Annotated in this window: 25 protein-coding genes and 2 pseudogenes; 12 read left to right on the forward strand and 15 right to left on the reverse strand. The window is 69.4% G+C overall.

The window, feature by feature from the left end; translation table 11 throughout:
* The first annotated feature begins 128 nt into the window (after positions 1-128).
* Both ACZ7KF_RS34040 and ACZ7KF_RS34045 read left to right on the forward strand, forming a co-directional pair.
* Positions 129-338, forward strand: coding sequence for a hypothetical protein (locus tag ACZ7KF_RS34040; protein ID WP_362267978.1), 210 nt, complete (start codon positions 129-131; stop codon positions 336-338).
* Positions 325-1,716, forward strand: a complete 1,392-nt coding sequence (locus ACZ7KF_RS34045; protein WP_471083934.1) for an amidase — start codon at positions 325-327, stop codon at positions 1,714-1,716. Before ACZ7KF_RS34040 ends, ACZ7KF_RS34045 begins: the two co-directional genes overlap by 14 nt.
* Here the strand turns inward: ACZ7KF_RS34045 and ACZ7KF_RS34050 are convergent.
* From ACZ7KF_RS34050 to ACZ7KF_RS34060, 3 genes and pseudogenes are all read right to left on the reverse strand, one after another.
* Positions 1,686-2,066, reverse strand: a pseudogene (locus ACZ7KF_RS34050) (ATP-dependent DNA helicase); the annotation flags it as partial. The gene ACZ7KF_RS34045 and the pseudogene ACZ7KF_RS34050 overlap by 31 nt on opposite strands.
* Before the next feature lie 126 nt (positions 2,067-2,192).
* On the reverse strand, positions 2,193-3,665 hold the full coding sequence (locus tag ACZ7KF_RS34055; protein ID WP_471083937.1) for an FAD-dependent monooxygenase: 1,473 nt from the start codon (positions 3,663-3,665) through the stop codon (positions 2,193-2,195).
* Positions 3,666-3,763: 98 nt separating this feature from the next.
* Positions 3,764-4,156 (reverse strand): nuclear transport factor 2 family protein, encoded by a 393-nt coding sequence (locus ACZ7KF_RS34060; RefSeq protein WP_471083940.1) that lies wholly within the window; start codon positions 4,154-4,156, stop codon positions 3,764-3,766.
* 117 nt (positions 4,157-4,273) lie between these two features.
* Here ACZ7KF_RS34060 and ACZ7KF_RS34065 point away from each other — a divergent pair, with 117 nt between their 5' ends.
* The gene (locus ACZ7KF_RS34065; RefSeq protein WP_471083943.1) at positions 4,274-4,729 is read left to right on the forward strand and encodes a MarR family winged helix-turn-helix transcriptional regulator; all 456 of its coding nucleotides are present in this window, start codon (positions 4,274-4,276) and stop codon (positions 4,727-4,729) included.
* A gap of 237 nt (positions 4,730-4,966) precedes the next feature.
* Here the strand turns inward: ACZ7KF_RS34065 and ACZ7KF_RS34070 are convergent.
* The 3 genes and pseudogenes from ACZ7KF_RS34070 to ACZ7KF_RS34080 form a co-directional block, all read right to left on the reverse strand.
* Positions 4,967-5,244: pseudogene (locus tag ACZ7KF_RS34070) on the reverse strand (TniB family NTP-binding protein); the annotation flags it as partial.
* Between the two features lie 174 nt (positions 5,245-5,418).
* Positions 5,419-6,036 carry an RICIN domain-containing protein gene (locus tag ACZ7KF_RS34075; RefSeq protein ID WP_471083946.1) on the reverse strand — a complete coding sequence of 206 codons (618 nt, stop codon included), beginning with the start codon at positions 6,034-6,036 and terminating at the stop codon, positions 5,419-5,421.
* A gap of 386 nt (positions 6,037-6,422) precedes the next feature.
* On the reverse strand, positions 6,423-7,439 hold the full coding sequence (locus ACZ7KF_RS34080; RefSeq protein ID WP_471083949.1) for a helix-turn-helix domain-containing protein: 1,017 nt from the start codon (positions 7,437-7,439) through the stop codon (positions 6,423-6,425).
* A gap of 336 nt (positions 7,440-7,775) precedes the next feature.
* On the opposite strand from ACZ7KF_RS34080, the gene ACZ7KF_RS34085 reads away from it, so the two are divergent.
* Complete coding sequence (locus ACZ7KF_RS34085) at positions 7,776-8,264, forward strand: hypothetical protein (RefSeq protein WP_471083952.1); 489 nt, start codon at positions 7,776-7,778, stop codon at positions 8,262-8,264.
* Between the two features lie 228 nt (positions 8,265-8,492).
* Here the strand turns inward: ACZ7KF_RS34085 and ACZ7KF_RS34090 are convergent, their stop codons facing one another.
* A complete protein-coding gene (locus ACZ7KF_RS34090; RefSeq protein WP_471083955.1) occupies positions 8,493-8,849 on the reverse strand; it encodes an STAS domain-containing protein in 357 nt (118 codons plus the stop codon).
* Positions 8,850-9,048: 199 nt separating this feature from the next.
* Between ACZ7KF_RS34090 and ACZ7KF_RS34095 the strand changes: the two genes are divergently transcribed.
* Entirely contained in the window at positions 9,049-9,528 is a 480-nt protein-coding gene (locus ACZ7KF_RS34095; protein ID WP_471083957.1) for an ATP-binding protein, read from the forward strand.
* A gap of 68 nt (positions 9,529-9,596) precedes the next feature.
* On the opposite strand, the gene ACZ7KF_RS34100 is transcribed toward ACZ7KF_RS34095, so the two are convergent.
* Positions 9,597-9,719, reverse strand: coding sequence for a hypothetical protein (locus ACZ7KF_RS34100; protein WP_471083960.1), 123 nt, complete (start codon positions 9,717-9,719; stop codon positions 9,597-9,599).
* Between the two features lie 324 nt (positions 9,720-10,043).
* On the opposite strand from ACZ7KF_RS34100, the gene ACZ7KF_RS34105 reads away from it, so the two are divergent.
* From ACZ7KF_RS34105 to ACZ7KF_RS34115, 3 genes are all read left to right on the forward strand, one after another.
* The gene (locus tag ACZ7KF_RS34105) at positions 10,044-10,934 is read left to right on the forward strand and encodes an SDR family NAD(P)-dependent oxidoreductase (protein ID WP_471084064.1); all 891 of its coding nucleotides are present in this window, start codon (positions 10,044-10,046) and stop codon (positions 10,932-10,934) included.
* Between the two features lie 67 nt (positions 10,935-11,001).
* Positions 11,002-11,580: a TetR/AcrR family transcriptional regulator gene (locus ACZ7KF_RS34110; protein ID WP_471083963.1), complete on the forward strand. Its 579-nt coding sequence runs from the start codon at positions 11,002-11,004 to the stop codon at positions 11,578-11,580.
* A 180-nt stretch (positions 11,581-11,760) separates the two neighbouring features.
* On the forward strand, positions 11,761-11,985 hold the full coding sequence (locus ACZ7KF_RS34115) for a hypothetical protein (RefSeq protein WP_471083966.1): 225 nt from the start codon (positions 11,761-11,763) through the stop codon (positions 11,983-11,985).
* Between the two features lie 13 nt (positions 11,986-11,998).
* On the opposite strand, the gene ACZ7KF_RS34120 is transcribed toward ACZ7KF_RS34115, so the two are convergent.
* A complete protein-coding gene (locus ACZ7KF_RS34120) occupies positions 11,999-12,292 on the reverse strand; it encodes a hypothetical protein (RefSeq protein ID WP_471083969.1) in 294 nt (97 codons plus the stop codon).
* A gap of 277 nt (positions 12,293-12,569) precedes the next feature.
* Positions 12,570-12,824 carry a hypothetical protein gene (locus tag ACZ7KF_RS34125; RefSeq protein ID WP_471083972.1) on the reverse strand — a complete coding sequence of 85 codons (255 nt, stop codon included), beginning with the start codon at positions 12,822-12,824 and terminating at the stop codon, positions 12,570-12,572.
* Positions 12,825-13,342: 518 nt separating this feature from the next.
* On the opposite strand from ACZ7KF_RS34125, the gene ACZ7KF_RS34130 reads away from it, so the two are divergent.
* Complete coding sequence (locus tag ACZ7KF_RS34130; RefSeq protein ID WP_471083974.1) at positions 13,343-13,627, forward strand: hypothetical protein; 285 nt, start codon at positions 13,343-13,345, stop codon at positions 13,625-13,627.
* Between the two features lie 114 nt (positions 13,628-13,741).
* On the opposite strand, the gene ACZ7KF_RS34135 is transcribed toward ACZ7KF_RS34130, so the two are convergent.
* The gene (locus ACZ7KF_RS34135) at positions 13,742-14,383 is read right to left on the reverse strand and encodes a sugar nucleotide-binding protein (RefSeq protein WP_471084066.1); all 642 of its coding nucleotides are present in this window, start codon (positions 14,381-14,383) and stop codon (positions 13,742-13,744) included.
* Positions 14,384-14,573: 190 nt separating this feature from the next.
* Here ACZ7KF_RS34135 and ACZ7KF_RS34140 point away from each other — a divergent pair, with 190 nt between their 5' ends.
* Together ACZ7KF_RS34140 and ACZ7KF_RS34145 are read left to right on the forward strand one after the other, a co-directional pair.
* On the forward strand, positions 14,574-14,900 hold the full coding sequence (locus ACZ7KF_RS34140; protein ID WP_471083976.1) for a hypothetical protein: 327 nt from the start codon (positions 14,574-14,576) through the stop codon (positions 14,898-14,900).
* 4 nt (positions 14,901-14,904) lie between these two features.
* Positions 14,905-15,339, forward strand: coding sequence for a type I-E CRISPR-associated protein Cas6/Cse3/CasE (locus ACZ7KF_RS34145; protein ID WP_471083978.1), 435 nt, complete (start codon positions 14,905-14,907; stop codon positions 15,337-15,339).
* Positions 15,340-15,751: 412 nt separating this feature from the next.
* Here the strand turns inward: ACZ7KF_RS34145 and ACZ7KF_RS34150 are convergent, their stop codons facing one another.
* Positions 15,752-16,330, reverse strand: coding sequence for a hypothetical protein (locus ACZ7KF_RS34150; protein ID WP_471083980.1), 579 nt, complete (start codon positions 16,328-16,330; stop codon positions 15,752-15,754).
* A gap of 162 nt (positions 16,331-16,492) precedes the next feature.
* On the opposite strand from ACZ7KF_RS34150, the gene ACZ7KF_RS34155 reads away from it, so the two are divergent.
* Positions 16,493-16,708, forward strand: a complete 216-nt coding sequence (locus ACZ7KF_RS34155; protein ID WP_471084068.1) for a replication-relaxation family protein — start codon at positions 16,493-16,495, stop codon at positions 16,706-16,708.
* Here the strand turns inward: ACZ7KF_RS34155 and ACZ7KF_RS34160 are convergent.
* The 3 genes from ACZ7KF_RS34160 to ACZ7KF_RS34170 all read right to left on the reverse strand — a co-directional run bounded on the left by ACZ7KF_RS34160 (position 16,654) and on the right by ACZ7KF_RS34170 (position 17,767).
* Positions 16,654-16,794 carry a hypothetical protein gene (locus ACZ7KF_RS34160; protein WP_471083982.1) on the reverse strand — a complete coding sequence of 47 codons (141 nt, stop codon included), beginning with the start codon at positions 16,792-16,794 and terminating at the stop codon, positions 16,654-16,656. The two genes, ACZ7KF_RS34155 and ACZ7KF_RS34160, sit on opposite strands and share 55 nt — an antisense overlap.
* Positions 16,795-16,991: 197 nt before the next feature.
* A complete protein-coding gene (locus ACZ7KF_RS34165; RefSeq protein ID WP_471083984.1) occupies positions 16,992-17,636 on the reverse strand; it encodes a hypothetical protein in 645 nt (214 codons plus the stop codon).
* Positions 17,633-17,767: a hypothetical protein gene (locus ACZ7KF_RS34170; protein ID WP_471083987.1), complete on the reverse strand. Its 135-nt coding sequence runs from the start codon at positions 17,765-17,767 to the stop codon at positions 17,633-17,635. Before ACZ7KF_RS34170 ends, ACZ7KF_RS34165 begins: the two co-directional genes overlap by 4 nt.
* Between the last annotated feature and the right edge of the window lie 1,072 nt (positions 17,768-18,839).

Raw genomic sequence — 18,839 nt, forward strand, 5'->3', positions numbered from 1 at the left:
CCCGCTCGACCGCTCCTGCACGGGCCGCCGAGCTGCCGCGGCGTCTGCAGCTGTCCCGAGCGAACTCCTGGCCTTCAGTGCGTCGGTCCACTCCGCCGCTCCACCGTCCACCGAGAGGAAGAACATCCATGTCCGCCGCCGAACTCACACCGCCGGAGGCCGCCCGCTGGGCCGCCCGCGCCGGACTTGTGCTGCCCGCCGAGCGCCACGCCGCGGTCGCCGCGGTCGCCAACCACATCCACAGTGTCGTCGCGGTACTGCGAGAGCTGGACTTCGCGGACGTCCCGCCCGCCGCCGCCTACCGCGCCGGAGAGGAGAAGCACGATGCAGCCGTATGAGCTGTCCCTCGACGCCGCGTCGGACGCGATACGTTGCCGGCGACTGTCCCCCGTCGAACTGGTCGACTCCGTCCTCGATCGTATCGAGGAGGTGGAGCCGCACCTCGGCGCCTACGTCACGGTCGCCGCGGAGCAGGCGCGCCGGGCGGCGAGGGCAGCCGGACACGAAGTGGCGCAAGGCCGTTACCGGGGACCCCTGCACGGCATCCCGATGGGGCTCAAGGACCTGATCGATGTCGGTGGGATGGCCACCACGGCCAGCTCCCGGGTCCGCGCCGACCATCGCGCGACGGCGGACAGCACGGTCGCCGAGCGGCTGGGCGCAGCCGGCGCGATCCTGCTCGGCAAGACCCACACCCACGAGTTCGCGTTCGGCCTGACCACTCCGCAGACCCGTAATGCCTGGGACCGCAGCCGGGTCGCGGGTGGTTCCAGCGGCGGCTCGGCGGTCGCCGTCGCGTCGGGCACCGCGACCTTCGCCCTGGGCACCGACACCGGCGGGTCGATCCGGGTGCCCGCCGCGCTCAACGGAGTCGTCGGTCTCAAGCCGACCTACGGTCTCGTGCCCCGTCACGGCGTCACCTCCCTGTCCTGGTCGCTGGACCACGTCGGTCCGGTCACCCGCAGCGTCCGGGATGCCGCCCTGGTCCTGACCGCGCTGGCCGGACACGATCCGCGCGACCCCGCCTCGCTGTCCGTTCCCGTCGTGGACTACCGGCCCTGTGCCGACACGGACCTGACGGGGCTGCGCATCGGCCTGCCGCGCACCTACTACTTCGACAACGTCCAGCCGCAGGTGGAGAGCGCCGTCCGGCACGCCATCGGGCAGCTGGAAGCCCTGGGCGCACAGCTCGTCGAGGTCGACATCCCGATGACCCGCTACGTTCAGGCCACCCAGTGGGGCCTGATGGTGCCGGAGGCCGGCGCTTACCACGAGGGCAGCCTGCGAACGGTGCCCGAGCTGTACCAGGAGGACGTCCGCGTCCTCCTGGAGGCAAGCGAGTTGATGAGCGCCGGTGACTACGTGCGCGCTCAACGCTCCCGCACGCTCATGCGCGCCGAGTGGGCCCGGATGCTGGAGGAGGTCGACGTGGTCGCCGCCCCGAGCGTCCCGATGCCCGCGGTCGGGGCCGACGAGGAGACGGTCACCTGGCCCGACGGCACGGTCGAGGGCGTCTCTGATGCCTACGTTCGCCTCTCCGCCCCTGCCAACATCACCGGAGTGCCCGCTCTGACTGTTCCGGTCGGCCACGACTCGGCGGGCATGCCCATCGGTATGCAGCTGCTCGGCCGGCCCCTCGGTGAGCCCACCCTCCTGCGGATCGGCCACGCCTACGAGCAGACGCAGCCCGCCCGGGCACTCGCCACAGCGGCCTGACCTTTCGCGCTACCCCGCCAACGCGCGGGACCCGGTTGGTCAGACAGCGCACCCGCGAGCAGCACCTGGGAGTTGTAGTCGAGGAACCGCGTGTTCGGCCCGAGCACCAGGACACCGCGCTCGGCGGCCCTCGCGAAGGCGTACGGCACATAGGCTGCTCGATGCAGGGCGACGACGGTCTTTCCTGTGCCGGGGCCGCCCTGCACCACCGTGAGCCCTTGGTGCGGGGAGCGGACGATCGCGTCCTGCTCCGCTTGCAGCGTCGCCACCGCCGCACGCATCCGTCCCGTGCGCCGTGCCTCCAGTGCCTCCGTCAGCGGACCGTCGCCGGCTATGTCGTCGGGCTGTGGGTCTTCGCTCCCCGCACAGGGTGGTCTTCCAGCACCGTCGGGAGCGACCACCACCCGTCCCGGTCGTCGTCCACCATGGCAGCGGAGGCCCTTGAGGGGCCGGCGGGTGGGCTCACCGAGCGCCGTTCAGCGGTACAGGGTGCGCAGGGTGGTGAGGCAGTCCGCGGCCCGCCGCTGCGGGTCCGTGTCGGTGCTGGCCCAGGCGATCCGGGCGTCCGGCCGGATGAGGACGGCGGTGACGTTCCGCCAGATCGGATGCGCCGCCTCGGCGTTGATCTTTCCGGCCCTCCGCTCCAGGCCATCCGCGGGGCACGGTGTCCGCGTCCCGCCGAGGTCCAGCAGTAGTGGTCGGCCGTGGTGCATCAACGGGTGGGCGGTGGGTACGCCGGCTGTGTCCAGGGCGAGGCCGGCCAGTCGGGTGCTGTTCAGAGGGTGTGCGCCGGGTTCGGTTTCGGCGGGGAGCGGGTCGTCGAATCCGGCGATCCGGCGGGCCCACCGGCGGTTGGTCCGCGGTTCGGTCAGCGCGGCGGACCAGACCTCGCGTAGCGCGATCTGCTCCGGGCTCGCCGCGGCGAACAGGGCGAGCTGCGCGCGGGTGTTGTCGATGACGGCGCGGCCGGCCGGCCGGCGCTCCGTGTCGTAGCTGTCGAGTAGTCCGTCGGGCGCCCGGCCCTGGAGGGTGGCGGCCAGCTTCCAGCCCAGGTTGGTGGCGTCCTGGATGCCGAGGTTCATGCCCTGCCCGCCGGCCGGGAAGAACATGTGCGCCGCGTCCCCGGCCACCAGCACATGTCCGGCCCGGTACCGCGCGGCCTGGCGGCTGGCATTGCCGTAGCGCGAGAGCCACCGGGGGGTGCGGATGCCCAGGTCCCGTCCCAGCAGCGTGCGGATCTGCTCGCGCACCTCCTCCAGGGTCAGCGGTTCGCCGGTGCCGCGGTGCATGGTGGCCGTGGAGAGGCCCGCCAGCCGGTGGACGCCGTCGCCGATCGGGGCGGCCAGGAAGGAACCGGCCGGCCCGGTGGCGGTGAGCGGCGCGGTGGGCGGATCGTCGAGTTCGACGTCGGCGAGCCACCCGGTCAGGGTGGTGTCCTGACCGGGGAATTCGATGCCGGCCGCCTGGCGCACCGCGCTGCGGGTGCCGTCGCAGCCCACCACCCAGCGGGCCTGCACGGTCCGGTGGGTGCCGCCGGCCCGGATCACCACTTCGACGGCGTCCGGATCCTGGGTGAGCGAGACGATCTCCTCCCCGCGGAGCACTCGGGCGCCCACGGCGAGTGCGTGCTCCTCCAGGAGCTGTTCGGTGACGGACTGACCGAGCGCCAGCATGAAGGGGTGCACCGCCCCGACCGTGGAGAAGTCCAGCCGGGTGGTCGCCGCGCCGAAGTGGCCGGTCGGCACCGGGGTGCCGCGTTGGATGAACCTCTCCGCGAGCCCGCGGGTGGCGAAGGTGTCCAGCGTGCCGGCCTGCATGCCGACCGCGCGGGACCGTCCGTCCGGGGCCGTCCGGCGTTCCACGACGGTCACCTCCACCCCGTGCAGGCGCAACTCCGCGGCGAGCCAGAGCCCCACCGGGCCGGCCCCGGCGATGAGCACGTCGAGCACGACGACCACTTCCTCTCACTTTTCGGATGCTGCGCCGTGACGGCGGCGCGCCGATGTGCTGGGGCAGGGGCCCGGTGGCGTCAGGTGGGCAGTGCGGCTCATCGGGCGCTGCCGAGGTTCCGGTCGGCGTCGGTGCCTTCGAGCATGAGAGTGGTCTCCTCGATGCGGCGGAAACGGCCGTCGGGGGCGAACTCGCCGAAGAGGTAGACCTCCATGCGGACGGTGGAACCGTCGGTCTTGATGACCTCCATCGTGTGGCGGTCGGCGTAGTGGTGGCCGGAGAAGAGCTCGTCGTGGACCTCGACCGAGCCGCCGGCGACAACCGTGCGCAGGTGGGCGATGTGAGCGAGGAACTCGGTGCGGTTGTCCCAGCTTCCGTCGGTGCGCTGGCGGTAGTCGGGGGCGAAGTGCCGGTCGGCGGCCTCGTCGAGGTCGAGGCCCGGGGTGAGGAGCAGGTCGGTGAGGGCAGTGCGGACGTCGGTGCGGTTCATGGGAATCCCTTCGGCGGGTGCGGGAGTGGCCCGGCGCGGATCAGCCGGAGATGCGTGCCTCAAGCACGCTTATTACCGTATAGGAAAAGCGTGCGCGGCGCACGCTAATCTGGAGGGGTGAAGAACTCGACGGGACACGACATCGCCGATGCGCTGGGCCTGCTCCTGCGGCGGAGCACTCGCGCCAGCCTCTACACCCAGCTGACCGAGGGGCTGGGGGAAGCGGTCGACGACCTCACTTACCCTGTCCTCAGCGGCCTGGCCCGTACCGGGGCGTGCAGCGCCGCCGACCTGGGCCGTGAGATCGGGCTGGACCGCACCACCGTGACCCGCCGAGCCGACCGACTGGAACAGGCCGGCCTGATCCAGCGCCACCCCGACCCGGCCGACGGCCGCGCGACCCTCCTCGCACTCACCGAGGAGGGTCACAACACCGTGTCGGTCACCAGGCAGCGACTGGCGGCCGGCATCGAGTCCTCACTCGCCACCTGGCCCCAGGAGGACGCCCAAGCCTTCGCACGCCAGCTGCGCCGCTTCGTCGACGAGGGGCCGTTCGCCGCCGAACGCCACTGACGGCCACCGGCGCACTGGCGGCCGACCGGTTCGGCGCGCGAACGCCGGTTACCAGGCAATGAGCGCGCAGACGGGCGGGCGGGTGGCGGCACCCCCACACCGCAAGGTCAAGAGATAACGCTCGGAGGGGGGGCTTGTTGGTGTCTCGCCGGCTTGTCGGCCTGGTGTGTTGTGGGTTCGTCGAGAGTGGCCGGGTGTGCGGTTCCGGCGGGCAGTTCGGGGTGTGAGCTGGGGTTGTATGGCGGTGATGGCGGCTTGGCGGATGAGGCGGGTGAGGGATCCGAGACGGGCGGCGGTGCGCTGGTGGAGGTAGGGGGTGTGGCGGGGGAGGGTGCCGGGTTTGTGGTGGCGAGGGCGTTCTCGATGTCGGTGATGACGTCGCGGAAGGGTTGGCAGGTGCCGTGGCGGGCGGGTAGGGGGCCGCAGGTGATGAGGGTGGCGCGGCCGGCGAGCTGGGCACCTCTCACGCCGGTGAAGAGGGGTGTGTCGGTGACGTTGATGCCGGCGTACACGAATGGGCGGTCCCGACTGGGATCAATTCCACTCAATCGGGCGGGGCAGAGTGCCAGTTGTGGAACGCCGCATGAACCATCGCGGCGCTGATAGATAGATCCCCTGTGTATCCCGCGCCGCACGCCGAGGTTGCCGTCTTCACCCCTGTCGCAGTGCATCTGGCAGACAGCAACCGATCACCTGGCGCTCAGAAACGTGAAGTAGGCCCCACCCTGGCCGACGCCTTCCCACAGCTGCGCTCGCGCACCGTTGGCCTTGGATGAATTCGAGATCTCCAGATACTTCCCGCTGTGGGCGTTGTAGAGGACATCGGTACCGTCGCCGGCATCGATGCTGCGCCACATCTGGCCCCCCACGCGGGTGCATGTCCACTGCTGGACCCGTGCACCGTTGGCCTTGGAGGAGTTCTCGACCTCCAGGCACTTACCGCTGTTCAAATTCTGGATCTGGTAGTTGAGACCGTCCCCCCAGTGCGCGCTGACCCACTTGGACGTCTCCTGCTTGTTACAGCTCCACTGCTGCGCCCTTGCCCCATTGGCCTGGCTGCCATCCGCGATCTCCAGGCACTTGTTGCTGTGAGCGTTGCGTATGTAGAAGGGGTGCGTAATGATCCGCTCGGAGTCCTGGCTGGGAGCTGCTGCCGACGCGATTGTCGCGGTGCCGAGGGCAGTTGCTGCAGTCACGGAGAGAGCGGTCAGCAAACGTAAGATCTTCATGGTCAGAGCCACCTTCTGGTAGTCGCTGTCATCGACGCTGAACCCCTGCATCGGCGTCACCCTCAGCGTGCCGGTCAACCATCAGCGTGTCGTCAGCAGAGAGTCCACACCTGCTTGGAGTTACGTCTACTCAGCTGTCGGGTGCGTGGCGGCGGTAGTCGCGGGGCGGCATGTCTGACATGCATGTCGTAGGCAGTGCGGAAGGCGCGGGTGAAGTCGGCGCAGGTGCTGTTGGGCGAAAGCACAGTTTCCCGGCCCTCCGTTCGCCGGGAGTCCGACCACCTCATGCGTCGCCCGGCAACCAAGGCCATGGGACTCTGAGGTTCTCCTGTCCGCCGACTGAAGCACTAACCTGCCAACTGCCGCGCTCAGTGACAACCAGCAAGATCACGATCTACGCCTGGAGCAACAGGCGCAGCGGCGGCCCCAGGGATCGCACACGGACGCCGGAGTGAGCGACGCGTCTACTCATGTGTGCCACCTGTGGGGAGGCCGTCGAAGGTGAGTTCATCCCGGGCAGTGGCGTGGTGCCGGTAGTGCTTGGGAGGGATGCCATAGGCGCTACGGAACGCCCGACTGAAGTCGGCGGCTCGCGGGAAGCCCCACCGAGAGGCAATCTCGTGGATGGGAGTGCTGCGCAGTGTGGGGTCGGCGAGATCGCGACGAGCGTGGGCCAGACGTTGTTCGCGGATCCAGGATGAGACGGTGATGTCTTCTCCCTGGAAGATGCGGTGCAGGTAGCTGACGGAGATGTGGTGGGCGGCAGCGATGGCTGGCGGGGTCAGTTGGGGATCTCGGAGGTGTTGGCCGATGAACGCCTGGATCCGCAGGACCAGGGCGCGCCGGGCGCGGTCGGAAGTGCTGCTGTCGTCCACGTCGAGGTGATGAGCGAACAGCGCGGTCAGCAGCTCCAGGAGTGCCGCCCCCAGTCGCGGACCGTCGGACGGCCGGTAGGAGCCAGTGTCGTTGGTGAGCTGCAGGAGGAATCCCGACAGCAGGGCCCCGACTCCTTCCCGGCCCGGTAATCGTTGGGTGAGGAGCCGGTCCATCCAAGGAGCAGGCAGCGGAAGTCCGGCCTTGGGCACGTCGGCCCCGATCAGGTACACCGATGGGCTGCCGAGGAGACGAAGCTGAAAGGGCCGGGAAGAGTCCAGCACGTGCATGTCGAAGGGACCGTGGACAGCTTCCCGGTCGGCCTGGGCCACTTCGATTCGGCCGCTGATCGGCAGGATCAGCGTGTAAAGGCCAGGGCCGAACTGCCGGGCGAGTTCGGGTGTGCGCCGGACGGTGGTTGGATCCACGGCTGTGGACCACACGCGCGAGCCACCGAGCCTGAGCGAGCGTGTCTCCGCCCGGAAACCATCCCCCTGGTCACGGCCGGAGTCGAGAGGGGAGATGTCCCTGCCCAACCGTTTGCGCCAGGCATCGACGCGGTCGGCCGAGGGGACGTCGTTGCTCCGGAACACCTTCTCGATCAGCATGTCCACTCCTCATCCGACTCGCGCCTTTCTCGAACAGGGCCTCTTATCCGCTGACCAGACCAGGATAGGAGTACATCAACCGCATATATACATCCGGTAAATGCCCAGCGGGGGAGCGCGTCGCGCTCAGACATCTCGTCTGGGGACGACACGGCGATAGCGGGGGAACCGTAGAGGGCGTGAGGCGGGCTCGCGGTCGCCACTGTGCCAAGCGTCCTCGACCGTCGTGCCGGAGGTACCCGTCAGTGAACTGCCGTGGCGGTCAGGGGAATCGGCGGGCCAGGCAGCGGCATGATTCACCTGCGACGCTCAACGATCATCTGAGATGGTGAAGTCATGCAGATGACCGAGCCGTTCGCTGCGACTGTTGCAGCAGTTGCCCCAGTCATCATCGTGGCTGGATCAGTGGAGCTGGCTATCTACGGGAACCACTTGCGCGATTGGAGTCGGCAGGCCGCTATTCCCGTTCTGGAGGCTTTCGGTTCCGTCGGTGAGGGCTCGACGGCCGGCGCACGGCAAGAATCAGCCAGAAGGCGAATACGAGAATCGCTGCGCCGACGGTGGCCGAAGGCATTGACTCAATTCGCCAGGGCCACCTTTGGATTGGTGTGGAGTCTCGTGATGCTGGCGCAAGTCCTGGCAGAGGTGCTTGCACTTAACTGGTTGAGCACACCCCATGCGGGCCCCGACCAGACAGAGGCCAAGATCAGCGCATCGGCAATCGTTATCGGGACCGTCTGGATCGCGCTGTTCCCAGTGGCTCGCCTGCACTGGGCACCTTATCAGCCAATATGGCACTGGTGGTTGAACCGAAACACGCGATGAGCCGGTCGATCGTCATCTTCGAACGTGCCGGGGTCTCGCATCTACGGCGCGCAGACGGCGCCGGCCCGGAGGGTGCCTTGCTCAGGGCGCTGCCGATGCGCGCTGCTGCAAGCCGTCAGCGGGGCGAACCAGCCGGTCAGGCCAGATGGGCGCGCGAATCGATGCCGGTATGGACGCCAGCGCGACGGCGGCATCCGAACGGCACAGCCGGGAGCCGGGAGCCGGGGGTCAGGGGGCGGGCTGGGGTGCGAGGGCGTCCTCAAGGGTGGGGTGCAGTGGGAGGAGGGTGTCGAGGCCGACGATGCGCAGCAGGTCGAGCACCGGTGTGGGGGTGCGGGCCAGGCGCAGACATCCGCCGTGTGAGCGGGCGGTGTTGTTGGCGGCGACGAGGATGTTGATGCCGCTGGAGTCCATGAAGGTGACGTCGCGGAAGTCGACGACCATGTGCGGAGCGGAGCCGTCCGGCGCGGTGAGAGCCTGGCGGAGAGTACTGGCTGTCGTGTGGTCGATGTCCCCGGCCAGGGCGACGACGCGCACGCCGTTGGCGGTGATGTGCTGGGAGACGGACAGCAGGGCCTGACTCATACCGTCTCCTCCTTCAGTTCTGGGCGGGCATCTGCTGCCACGCTGTCTACGCAAACGTATGTCCCAGCACGGTGTCAACTGTGTCAGGCAAGTCTCAAAGCTCTCGGATCGGGGCAGCCGGAATGGGACCGTGCGATGCTTCGCGGACACGATGTGAAGCTCGCGTGACGATCGCGTGCGACAGGGCGGGGCGGGGCGCATGGAGCAGGCCGCGGGAGACGAGGGACAAAAAGCGGACGCCGACAGCGTGCTGTCGGCGTCCGCCGCTTACGACGGCGACCCGTCCTGCATCGGGGCTGCTCGCCACCTGGCGACCACTTTCCTCACCGAGGTGCAAGCCGTGCACGGCCTGCCGGTGTCTGAACGGGCGATGGGCATGACACAGCTGGTGGTCAGCGAGCTGGTCACCAACGCGGTCAAGTACGCCCCTGGCCCGCTCGTGCTCGACCTGCAGATCGCCGAGGGCGCGGTGCGGGTGTCGGTGTGGGACAGCGGCCCGGATCTGCCGGACGTCGCCGTCACCGATCCACGGCGCGTGGGCCGGCACGGCCTGGAGATCACGCTCGCCGTCAGCCAGGCGTACGAGGTGCGCCGGGAACCGGTCGGCAAACGCGTCACCGCCGTGATCGCGCTGGCCGACGACCCCGGTGGGGGCATCGCCGGCCGCACCACCCCCTGACCCCGCCCCGGCGGACAAGAACGCTTCCACGTGCCCGGCAGACACCAGCTCATAGACCAGGCCAGCAGCTAGGGGCGCAGGTCCGGGATCGTGCCGGAGGCGGCGACGTCGGGCAGCCGGGCCACGGTCACGTCGTTGTGGCGCATCCGAACACCGGCCGGATAGCGACGAATGAAGGTGCCCCCCGGCACGGAGGGGACGACCTGTCATGGTGACGGACGCCGGCGGACTCCTGCGATGCGGCACGCCCGCTTTGGGGTGGGCAGCCGGTCATCGACCGTGGGGCTGTTTGTGCGGTGACACGCCGTGGAGGAGGCAGAGGCCTGGGGCAGGCGTGAAGCGGCAGTGGCCGATGGGGGCCCGGGCCGTCCGGCGTGCTCGGATCGGCGCGGCTTCATGGCGCCTGGCATTGCCTGTCCCGCCACCCGACACCACTAAGCGGATAGCTCATCCGATTTTGTGCTACGGTCCCCGACAAGCGGATGAACTATCCGCATGACTGGGTGGAGGAGCACATGGCGAAGACGGCTGTGGTCACGGCGGGGACGGCCGGCATCGGACTGGAGACGGCCCTGGGGCTGGCCGGCGCCGGGTTCTCGGTCACCGTGGTCGGACGCAACGCCGACCGGGGTGCCCGGGCGGTCGACCGAATCAACGCAACGAACCCGGCGCATCCCGGACGGTTCCTGCCCGCCGACCTCGGCTCGCTGGACCAGGTGCGCGCGCTCGCCGACCGGATCGCCGCTGAGCACGCCGCATCCGGCGACCCGCTGACCGTGCTGGTCAACAACGTCGGGGCGATGTTCCCGCAGCGACAGACCCTGGATGGCATCGAGGCGTCGTTCCTCGTCAACCACCTCTCGCCGTACCTGCTGACGGAACTGCTGCTGCCCACGCTGACAGGCGGGGCGCCGAGCAGGATCGTGAACGTGACCTCGGGCGCGGTCGGGCTCGCGAAGAGGTCCTTCGACGCCGTCGAGCCCCCCGGCGGCTACTACGGCTTCCACTGGTACGGCCGCGCCAAGCTCGCCAACCTCGTTTACACGCTCGACCTGGCGAACCGGCTGAAGGGCACGGCCGCCTCCGTCTTCGCCGCCGACCCGGGAGGCGCCGCGACCGACATGACCAACGGGACCCTGACCGACCCGAAGGTCGTCTCACCAGCCCTGCGGCTGCTGTGGCCGCTGGTGCGTCGCAAGTTCGAACGCTCCACCTCGGGTCCGGCGTCCGTGGCTGCCCGGCCCTCGATCGTCGCCGCCACTGACGAAGCCCTCGCGGGCCGGACCGGCATCGTCATCGGGGCCCAGGCGCACCCGGTGACGCCGCTGCGAGCAGCGACCGACCCCCGCATCGCCCAGGACGTGCGCCGGCTCAGTGAACGGTACGCACCTCTCACGGTTTCCTGACCCGCCAGGCGGTGCGGGTGCTGTCGGCGACATCATCCGGATGGAGAATCCGGTTAGCATGTCCCCCATGACGATGCCCCTGCGCAAGGACGCGGCCCGCAACTGGGACCGGATCGTCGCGGTCGCCCGTGCCCTGGTCGACCAGGGCATACCCCTGCAACTGAACGACGTCGCTAGCCGCGCCGGACTCGGAGTCGGCACCGTCTACCGGCACTTCGCCACCCCCGAGGCGCTACTGGAGACCGTCGCCACTCCCTGCCTGGAAGCCCTGGCCGACCACGGCCAGCAGGCTCTGACCGGCACCGACCCCTGGCGCGCGCTCGAAGGTTTCCTGCTCCGCACCGTCGAAGCGCAGGTCACCGACGCGTCCCTGGCCCCGGTCGCCGCCGCAGCCACCGACACCCTGCCGCGCACCACGGAACTCAAAGAGACGCTTCGGTCGGTCGGCACCGCACTCCTCGGCCGGGCTCGCGATGCCGGAGCGGTCCGACGTGACCTGGCCGCCGCCGACCTCGTCCCGCTCATGTGCGGCATCGCCTACGCCGTCAACGTCCACGGCGGCACACCCGCCGACCGGATCGACACCGCACACCGCTACCTGGCCACACTCCTCGAAGGACTGCACGCGACGCCACAGCACGCGTGAGAACACTGCCCGCGCACCAACCGGGACACCGGCCACCCCCCGTCCGGCGGCGGCCTGACCGGTGCGCAGCGCCGGGCCGAGATCCGCGCCCTCGCCGACCAAATCGGCCTGGCCCCGCTGACCGCACCCAGGACCCACCAGATCCTGCTCACCGCCGCACCGGCCGCGGGCCTGACCGCCGTGAAGGTGGGCGCCGCCTGGCGAGCGGCTTCCGGGTTCGCGCACGGTCGCTACTGGCCCAACCTGCGCGCCTCCCAGCCCCGCGCGGTTATACCGGGAGACGACGGCGTCCACACCGTCGCCTTCGTCCTCGAGGAGGATCAGCACCGGCCGCTGGCCGAGTACTGCCGCATCATGCTGCTCCGGCTGCAGGAGCTCTACGAAGCGCGCGCCCAGATTCGCTGACCGCATCCCCGTGTCAGTGGTCGGTGCCCCCAGCCGCGTCGACGCGTGCGATGTACTCGGCCGGCTCGGCGCGCAGGTTGCCAAGGGCGCCGGCCGCCGACCTGGCCTGCTGCTGCATCTCGTCGAGCTCGTCGTCGGTGAGCGAGTCGACCCAGGCGACCATGTGCCGGTGCTCGGCCTCTTCCTCGTCACGCAGCTGCTGGTCGTACCTGTCGAGTTCGGGCTCCGCGAGCCACGACCGGACGGTCTCATCCTGGTGGCGCCGCCCCTCGACCCACTCGTACACCGCGCACGGGTAGGAGGACACCGGCCCAGGCGGCCCGGACAGGATCCTCGCGCGACCGTCCAGCAGGGCCCGGGTGGCCTTCTCACCGGCACCGATGGCGGAACGGTGGGCCGCCTGGGCAGCCCGCTGTCCGAGGTCAGAGCTCGCCGCAGGGTCTTGTCGGAGACGGGCATCCCGGCCTTCGCCCCGTGGCGGACGATGCGGTCGAAGGTCCATTCGCCCTTGGCGTTGCGCATCCATCCGCGCAGCGCGGTCAGTTCCTCCGGCTCATCCGTCCGCCTGCCGATCCGACCCGCGCTCATTCCTGGCTTCCCGAGGCGAGCGCGGAGAGCGTGGCGAGCAGGCGGCTCGCGCGGCCGGGCAGCAGCAGGAGACAGACTGCGGCGACAAGCGCCGTCAGGACGGCAGGAATCGGGCGCTGAAGGATGGCGAGCACGGTCACCGCGGTGATGGAGGCGATGAGGACACAGGCCTCACCGCCTCCCAGACGCCGGATCGCGGCCGGGGCGGCCGGCTGGGCGCTGGTGGCGCCGGTGGACGGGGGCACGGGCATGCCGGTATCTCCTGGTGCGTGGGCTGGGGCGTCGAACGACCGCGAGCCCGGCGGGACTTCGCCCGGCGCGGTGAGCCGATGGTGGCAGCACGCGGACCGCGAGTGCGAGCCGATCACGCAGGACCCGGAAACGACGTACCCTTCACGTTCGACGCATCAACACAGGTCAGCCCCCAGAACCGGTCAAAAGGCCGCCCCCGCCCGGAGCCGATGGCCCCCGCCTTTGTGAGCGCTGGCGATCCACCCGCCGTCCGCCTGGACGCAGCCGTATGCCGCTTGAGCGGATCCCGCCAGCGGGGCGCGCCCGCTGCCCGGCCGCGCCCCGACCACGGGCAAGATCTGCCGCTGAGCCGCCCACCGCGCCGCCGTCCGCACCGCCACCGCCTGCCGGCCGTTCACCAGCCTTCGGGCTGCGCGAGACGGTAAGGGTGCAGAGGCCCTACATTCCCGCCCGTCCGGAACCGGCAGACCGTCTTCACCCCGAAGGCACCGGTATCCGGGCCGAAAGGAACAGCGCCGTGAAGAACACCGAGGACGGCCTCAACGTCCACGACGGACATGCCTCCGGACCGCTCGCCGACGCCGTACTGCGGCGTGCGGCCGCCGGGCGCCGACGGCTCGACCGGCTTCAGCACGAGGCCTTCGACCAGAGCGATGCCCAGTTGCGCTACGAGGTCTACCGCATCATCCGGTACGTCACCCAAGGCGCACCCAGCGCCAACCAGATCTTCAGCCTCGCCCGGGAGATCCGCCGCGGCACCCGTCTCGAGCTCACCGTCCCGGACCGGCTGCCCAGCGCCTGACCTGACTCCGCCGCCGCGTCAGCCGGCGGGTCACCCTGTCCACGCGTCCGGCTGGCCCGGCTGCCTCCACCTGCGCTCCGGCCCGAGCCCGCAGCTCGGTGTCGGGCTGGGCTGTCACGCTGGTGTGGTGCAGAACTGGTGGGCACCGCGCAGTGTGGTGCGTAGTTTCCGCTGGGTGGCCCGGCTGTCGAGGCGTACGTCGAGGGCGCCGGAAAGTGTGCTGTGGGCCCGCAAGCCTGTGGGCAGCCGGGAGGCATCCAGGCCGTCACGCCTGGCGATGAGGATGCCGAGCTCGTGACGGCTCACAGCGTCGGGCCCTGCGAGATGGTGGACGCCGGCCGCGTCGCCGCACGCCAGTTCCAGGAGGGCGGCGGCCAGGTCGGCGACGTGCACCGGGCAGCGGATGTCGTCGGTGAACAGGACACCGTCGCGGGTACCGGCGGCCAGTGCATGCACGACGCGCTCATGCACGGAATCCCCATCGCCGATGATCAGCGACGTGCGGGCGACGACGGCCTGCGGATGCACGAGGAGGATCCCGGTCTCCGCCGCCGCCTTCGCCGCCCCGTACGGGGTGATGGGGTCAGGGAGGCACGACTCGTCGTAATGGACTCGGGCGCCGGAGAACACCGCGTCGCTGGACACATGGACCAGGCGGCTTCCGTACTTCGCCGCGGCCATCGCCAGCCGGACGGGCCCCTGAGCCGTCACCGCCCAGTCGGCGTGGCCGCTCGATGCGTCTCTATTGGTATCCATTGGGTTGAGCTGCACGTCGGCATGGCGCCTTGAGCGAGCCCTGTGTCAATGCCGGGCTGTTGCCCTTCATTGAAATCATCCCTCACGCCGGGTGCTTTCCCGAGGGAGTGGGAATGGAACATGTGCTCGGGCACGCTGAAATAGCGATGGCTCATTATCACCGTTGTTACGCCTTGCGCACTGTGCAACTGTGATCACGACCAAGTCGCCTATCAGGCCCACGGGGGAGACCATGCACAAACGTCGCGTCATTGCGTCCTTCGGCGTGGCCGTAGGAATCGTGCTCGGCACTCTGACGGGAGCGGCCACTGAAGCGTCTGCGGAATCGGCCCCCCAGAGCACCGCACACCCGGCGGCCTGCAGCCGCATCACCTCGCGGGCCGGGGACACCTTTTCCCAGTATGCGGCGAGGTTCGGAATCAACGTCTACAAGCTGCTCTACGACAACAGTAGCTGGTTCCACGGCGGCCCGGACGACCTCATTCCGCCGGGCAACCTTGTTTACATCTGCCCCTGAGTAGATGTTGTGCTGGCCACCTGGCCCGGCAACCGGTAGAGGGTCGCGCCGACATCAAGGACCTGGCTCCCCTGTTCGCCGCCCTGCGCAAAGGCATGGCCGTCGACTACCGGATCGTCCTCAACCCGTCAAACGGCAGCGTCTGCCGCTCGAGGACAAAGGCCAAAGGGGCCGCGTCCTTCCGCCGTCCGGGCCGGATGCCGATCAGTGGTGGACACAGCGCGCCTCCAGCTCCACATCCTCACCCCCACCAACCTTGCCCCCGCAAGGCCACGAGGCGCCGACGCCCCGACCCATGCGGCGCAGCCTGATCCGCTACGACGGCACCGCCACCATCACCGACCCCGATGCCCTCACCCAAGCCATCGTCACAGGTATCTGCCGCGGCAAGGCCTACGGCGTCGGCCTCCTCAGCCTCGCCCCGGCCAGAACCACGTGAGCGCACCGCGAAGAGGCGGCGATGCACGCGAACGCCTCGCCGCCCCCCTCGCCATGCTGCCGCGCGTCGCCGACTCCCTGCCCTTCCTCTACGTGAACGTGGTCCGCATCGTCCAGGGCGACACCGGCGTGTGCGCTCAGATCCTCACCGAGGACCGCCGCACCGACACCGTCCACATCCCCACCGCCGCCGACCACCTGCGCGGCGCTCTCAGTCGGTGGACCAGTGAGTCAGGAAGTGCCCTTCCCGCCGACGCGGGGGCGTTCCGCCGCGCGTTCTTCGTCAACAGCGCGCAGCCGTTTCCTCCCCGCCGCCGCGGAGGTGTTCCGCCCGCGCGGCGGACACGCCCCCGGCCCAGACCCGGACCTGGACCCGTAGACGGCCTCTGCGTCCGTTCGGCGGCTGCCGTGGCTCAGGAGTAGGTCATCGGGCAGCCGTACCGCAGGGAGTACTGCGCGGCGCGTAGGTAGAGCGCCACGTAGAAGGCTGCGTCCCGGTCCTCGGCCCACCGTCCCGGTCGCACCCGGGCGGTCCGCTCCGCCCCGCCCTCCAGGAACCACAGGCTCAGTGCGAGGTTCTCGCCCGCCGGTATCGCGTCGACGGGCAGTCCGACGGCGCCGGCCAGCCGCTCGGCCAGGGCGAGCACCTGCGGGGCCCCGGCGACCGCTGTCTCCTCGCCGGAGTACGCGGTGCCGACGGGGAGCACGATCTCCTTCTCCAGCGCGAACGGCACCAGCACGCTCCAGTCGAGGAGGGTCGACAGCTCCGCGTCGGTCAGCCGCGTCCTGCACAGCGCCACGAAGCCGTCCATGGACGGGCTGACCTTCTCCTCGAACCAGCCCGGCGCCTCCCGTGCGCCCGGCCGCAGCTCGTAAGAGGGCAGCCCGCGCCGCTCCAGCTCGGTGTTCAGCGCGGCGGCGACGTGCCCGTACCCGTCCTCCCCCGGTCGCGACCAGTCCTGCGCGGCGACACTCACCAGATAGACACCCATGATCGCAAGGTATCGGCCGTCACCGACAACGTCCCCGGCCCCTCGTGAGAACCAGGGAACAAGCGCTCAAAGGATCGCGCTCGCGAGTACGAGGCTCTGTTCGGGGTCAACCACGCCATCAAGGAGACCGGCCTGAGCTTCAACACCGATGCCGTCCTCGCGCTGAAGACCAGCGAGGTTCGCCTCTTCGAGCTCGACAACGGCACCATGTCCCAGGCCCGCCTCGCACGTGAGGTCTGGGGCTACGAGCGCTACGCCGGACACCGCGTCTGGGAAGGCGCCCGCGGCACGATCGGCAACACGTTCCCGTTCTGGCAGCGCTGTCAGTCGACCTCCGGGTGCGCGGGGAGGACGGCGTCGACGGATGCCGTGGTGTAGAGCGCGACGTCGACGGCCCCGGCCCGGCTTGTGCCGAAGCGGACCTCGATCGACTGCGGCGAGCGGACCCAACCGAGCCGCACCATCCAATCGAACTCAACTCTGCGCCAGGCCGACGGGTTCGTGCATTCCTGGAGGGGAATTCACGGGAACCGGAAGGGGGCCGAGGGCTCAGTAGCAACGTGGCCGATGGGTTCGTCCTTGGTTGATGAAGCTGCGCGATCAGCAGCTATGTTTCCTGGTCGGCCCCGCGTGGGACCTCGGGGTATTCAGCACCCGGTGCTCACCCTTCCTCCGCATCCCGCCTCTGTTCGTACTCGTTGATCTGCCGATAGAGCGTTTCGAACTCGTTGTCGAAAGAGTCCCATTGAGACTGCAAGGCACGCCTCATGGCGCGAGACTCTGCTGCACCCTTCATTACGGCGCCGATGAGCACGACGAGGATGCCCAAGCCGGTGCACAGCAACGTGTACCAGGCAAGCCATCGCGCTGGGCCATGACCGTCGATCGCGGCCCACAGAAGAGTCAATCCCAGTGCGCTGACCAGCACCCCGCAGAGGAAGGTCCACGCGGTCGACAACCACCACTGCAACACGAAGGTGGCGCCCATGGCCTTGCGTTCCTCGCGCACAGCGATCGCGGTCTGCAGCTCCGCCTCGGTGAGCTGGTGTCCAGCACGGAGGCGCTCAAAGAAGGCCTGCAATCGCGGGAGGTTCTGTGACTCGTCAGCGAGTACTTGCTCTCTGGCTCGCTTCTTCAGATCGTGAAGTTCGACAAACCCCACAACCAGGATCGTGACGATGGCCGAGGACACGATCGCCGCATAATCGTTGCTCATGGCCAGTTTCATATTCCCCCAAGTGACCTTCAGCCGCCCATCGTCCTGCCCTGCTAAGGCAGTGTTGCTCAGATCGCCTCCCTCGGTCACGCCTGGGTCGGCTCCTTGCCAAAGCGCTGAGGGTGGGCGGCCTTGACGTACTTCATTGCTATCTCGGGGGCGATCCCGAAGACGCGCACCGCGGTCTCGTGTGCTTCGTCGAGGATTCGATCGGCCTTCAACTTGCGCGGTTGAGCACGAGGTGGGTGAAGAGTGGCTGAAAGGCGCATTCCGCGACGGACGGTCCGCTGGGGTCGAGAGCATGGAGCGGGCCATCCCCGAGTTCGCGGGCATCCCGGCCCCGGCCGTCTCCTGCTGGACCGCAGCCCATGCGGATGTGCACGGGGCGAACCTCACCGAACCGCTGCGCCTGCTGGACTGGGAAGGATGGGGGCGCGCTCCGGAGGGGTTCGACGCCGCCACGCTCTACGCCTACTCGCTGCTCCAGCCGGACACTGCCGCCCGCGTCCGCGCCGCCTTCCCCGTGCTGGGCAGTCCGGCCGGCCTCGCCGCCGAAGCGACCGTGTGCGCCCAGCTGCTGCGCCCCCGGCTCGACCGAGACCACTGCGCACGCCGATCAGCAACCGCGGAAGGTGCCCTACGACGAGCCCGGCTCGCTCGCCATGCTCCTGCACGAAAATCTCGTCGGACGAGACCTTCTTCGAGCTCCTTCGCTTCCTCGGCGCGAGAGGTCTTGAACGAGACGCGGCTCGCCTCGGCGAACTGGCAAGCTCTCTTTCTCAGCAGGCGAAATCCCAGGCCGGCTGACCACTGGGCCATCCGGCCTTTCACGAGAGCGGCAACCGTGACGCCGCGAGCGCCGAAGCAGACGGCCGACGGCACGGCGCGGGGCGGATCTCTTGCAGACCCACCCCGCGCCCTCGTTCTGCTGTGCCTCGGACTCCTCACAAGAATGGTGGCCCTGACCTGGTCGGCTGCCGGTGTTCTGCATGAGGCCGCCGGGTAGCGGGACGCGGCCAGCCGCGCAGTCGCACGCGACAACAGAAGAGCGAACCAACCCTGCAGCGAAGACGGGCTTCCAGATGGGTCGCCTCGGTTCGAGGGTGGCCCACCTTCTGTGTGTGGGCTCAGCCGGGAGGTGGTCGCGGGCGCAAGGCGGTGATACCGAGGCGGGCCTCGGAGATCGACCGCGTCACTGCCCTCCATGGGCACTCAAGCCCGCCCACCTCCCGGTCGATCTCCCGCAGTGTCGACCTGAGGACCGGGGACGACCTCACAATCGCCGCAGCCGTC

The sequence above is a fragment of the Streptomyces sp. NPDC038200 genome (genome assembly GCF_055600785.1).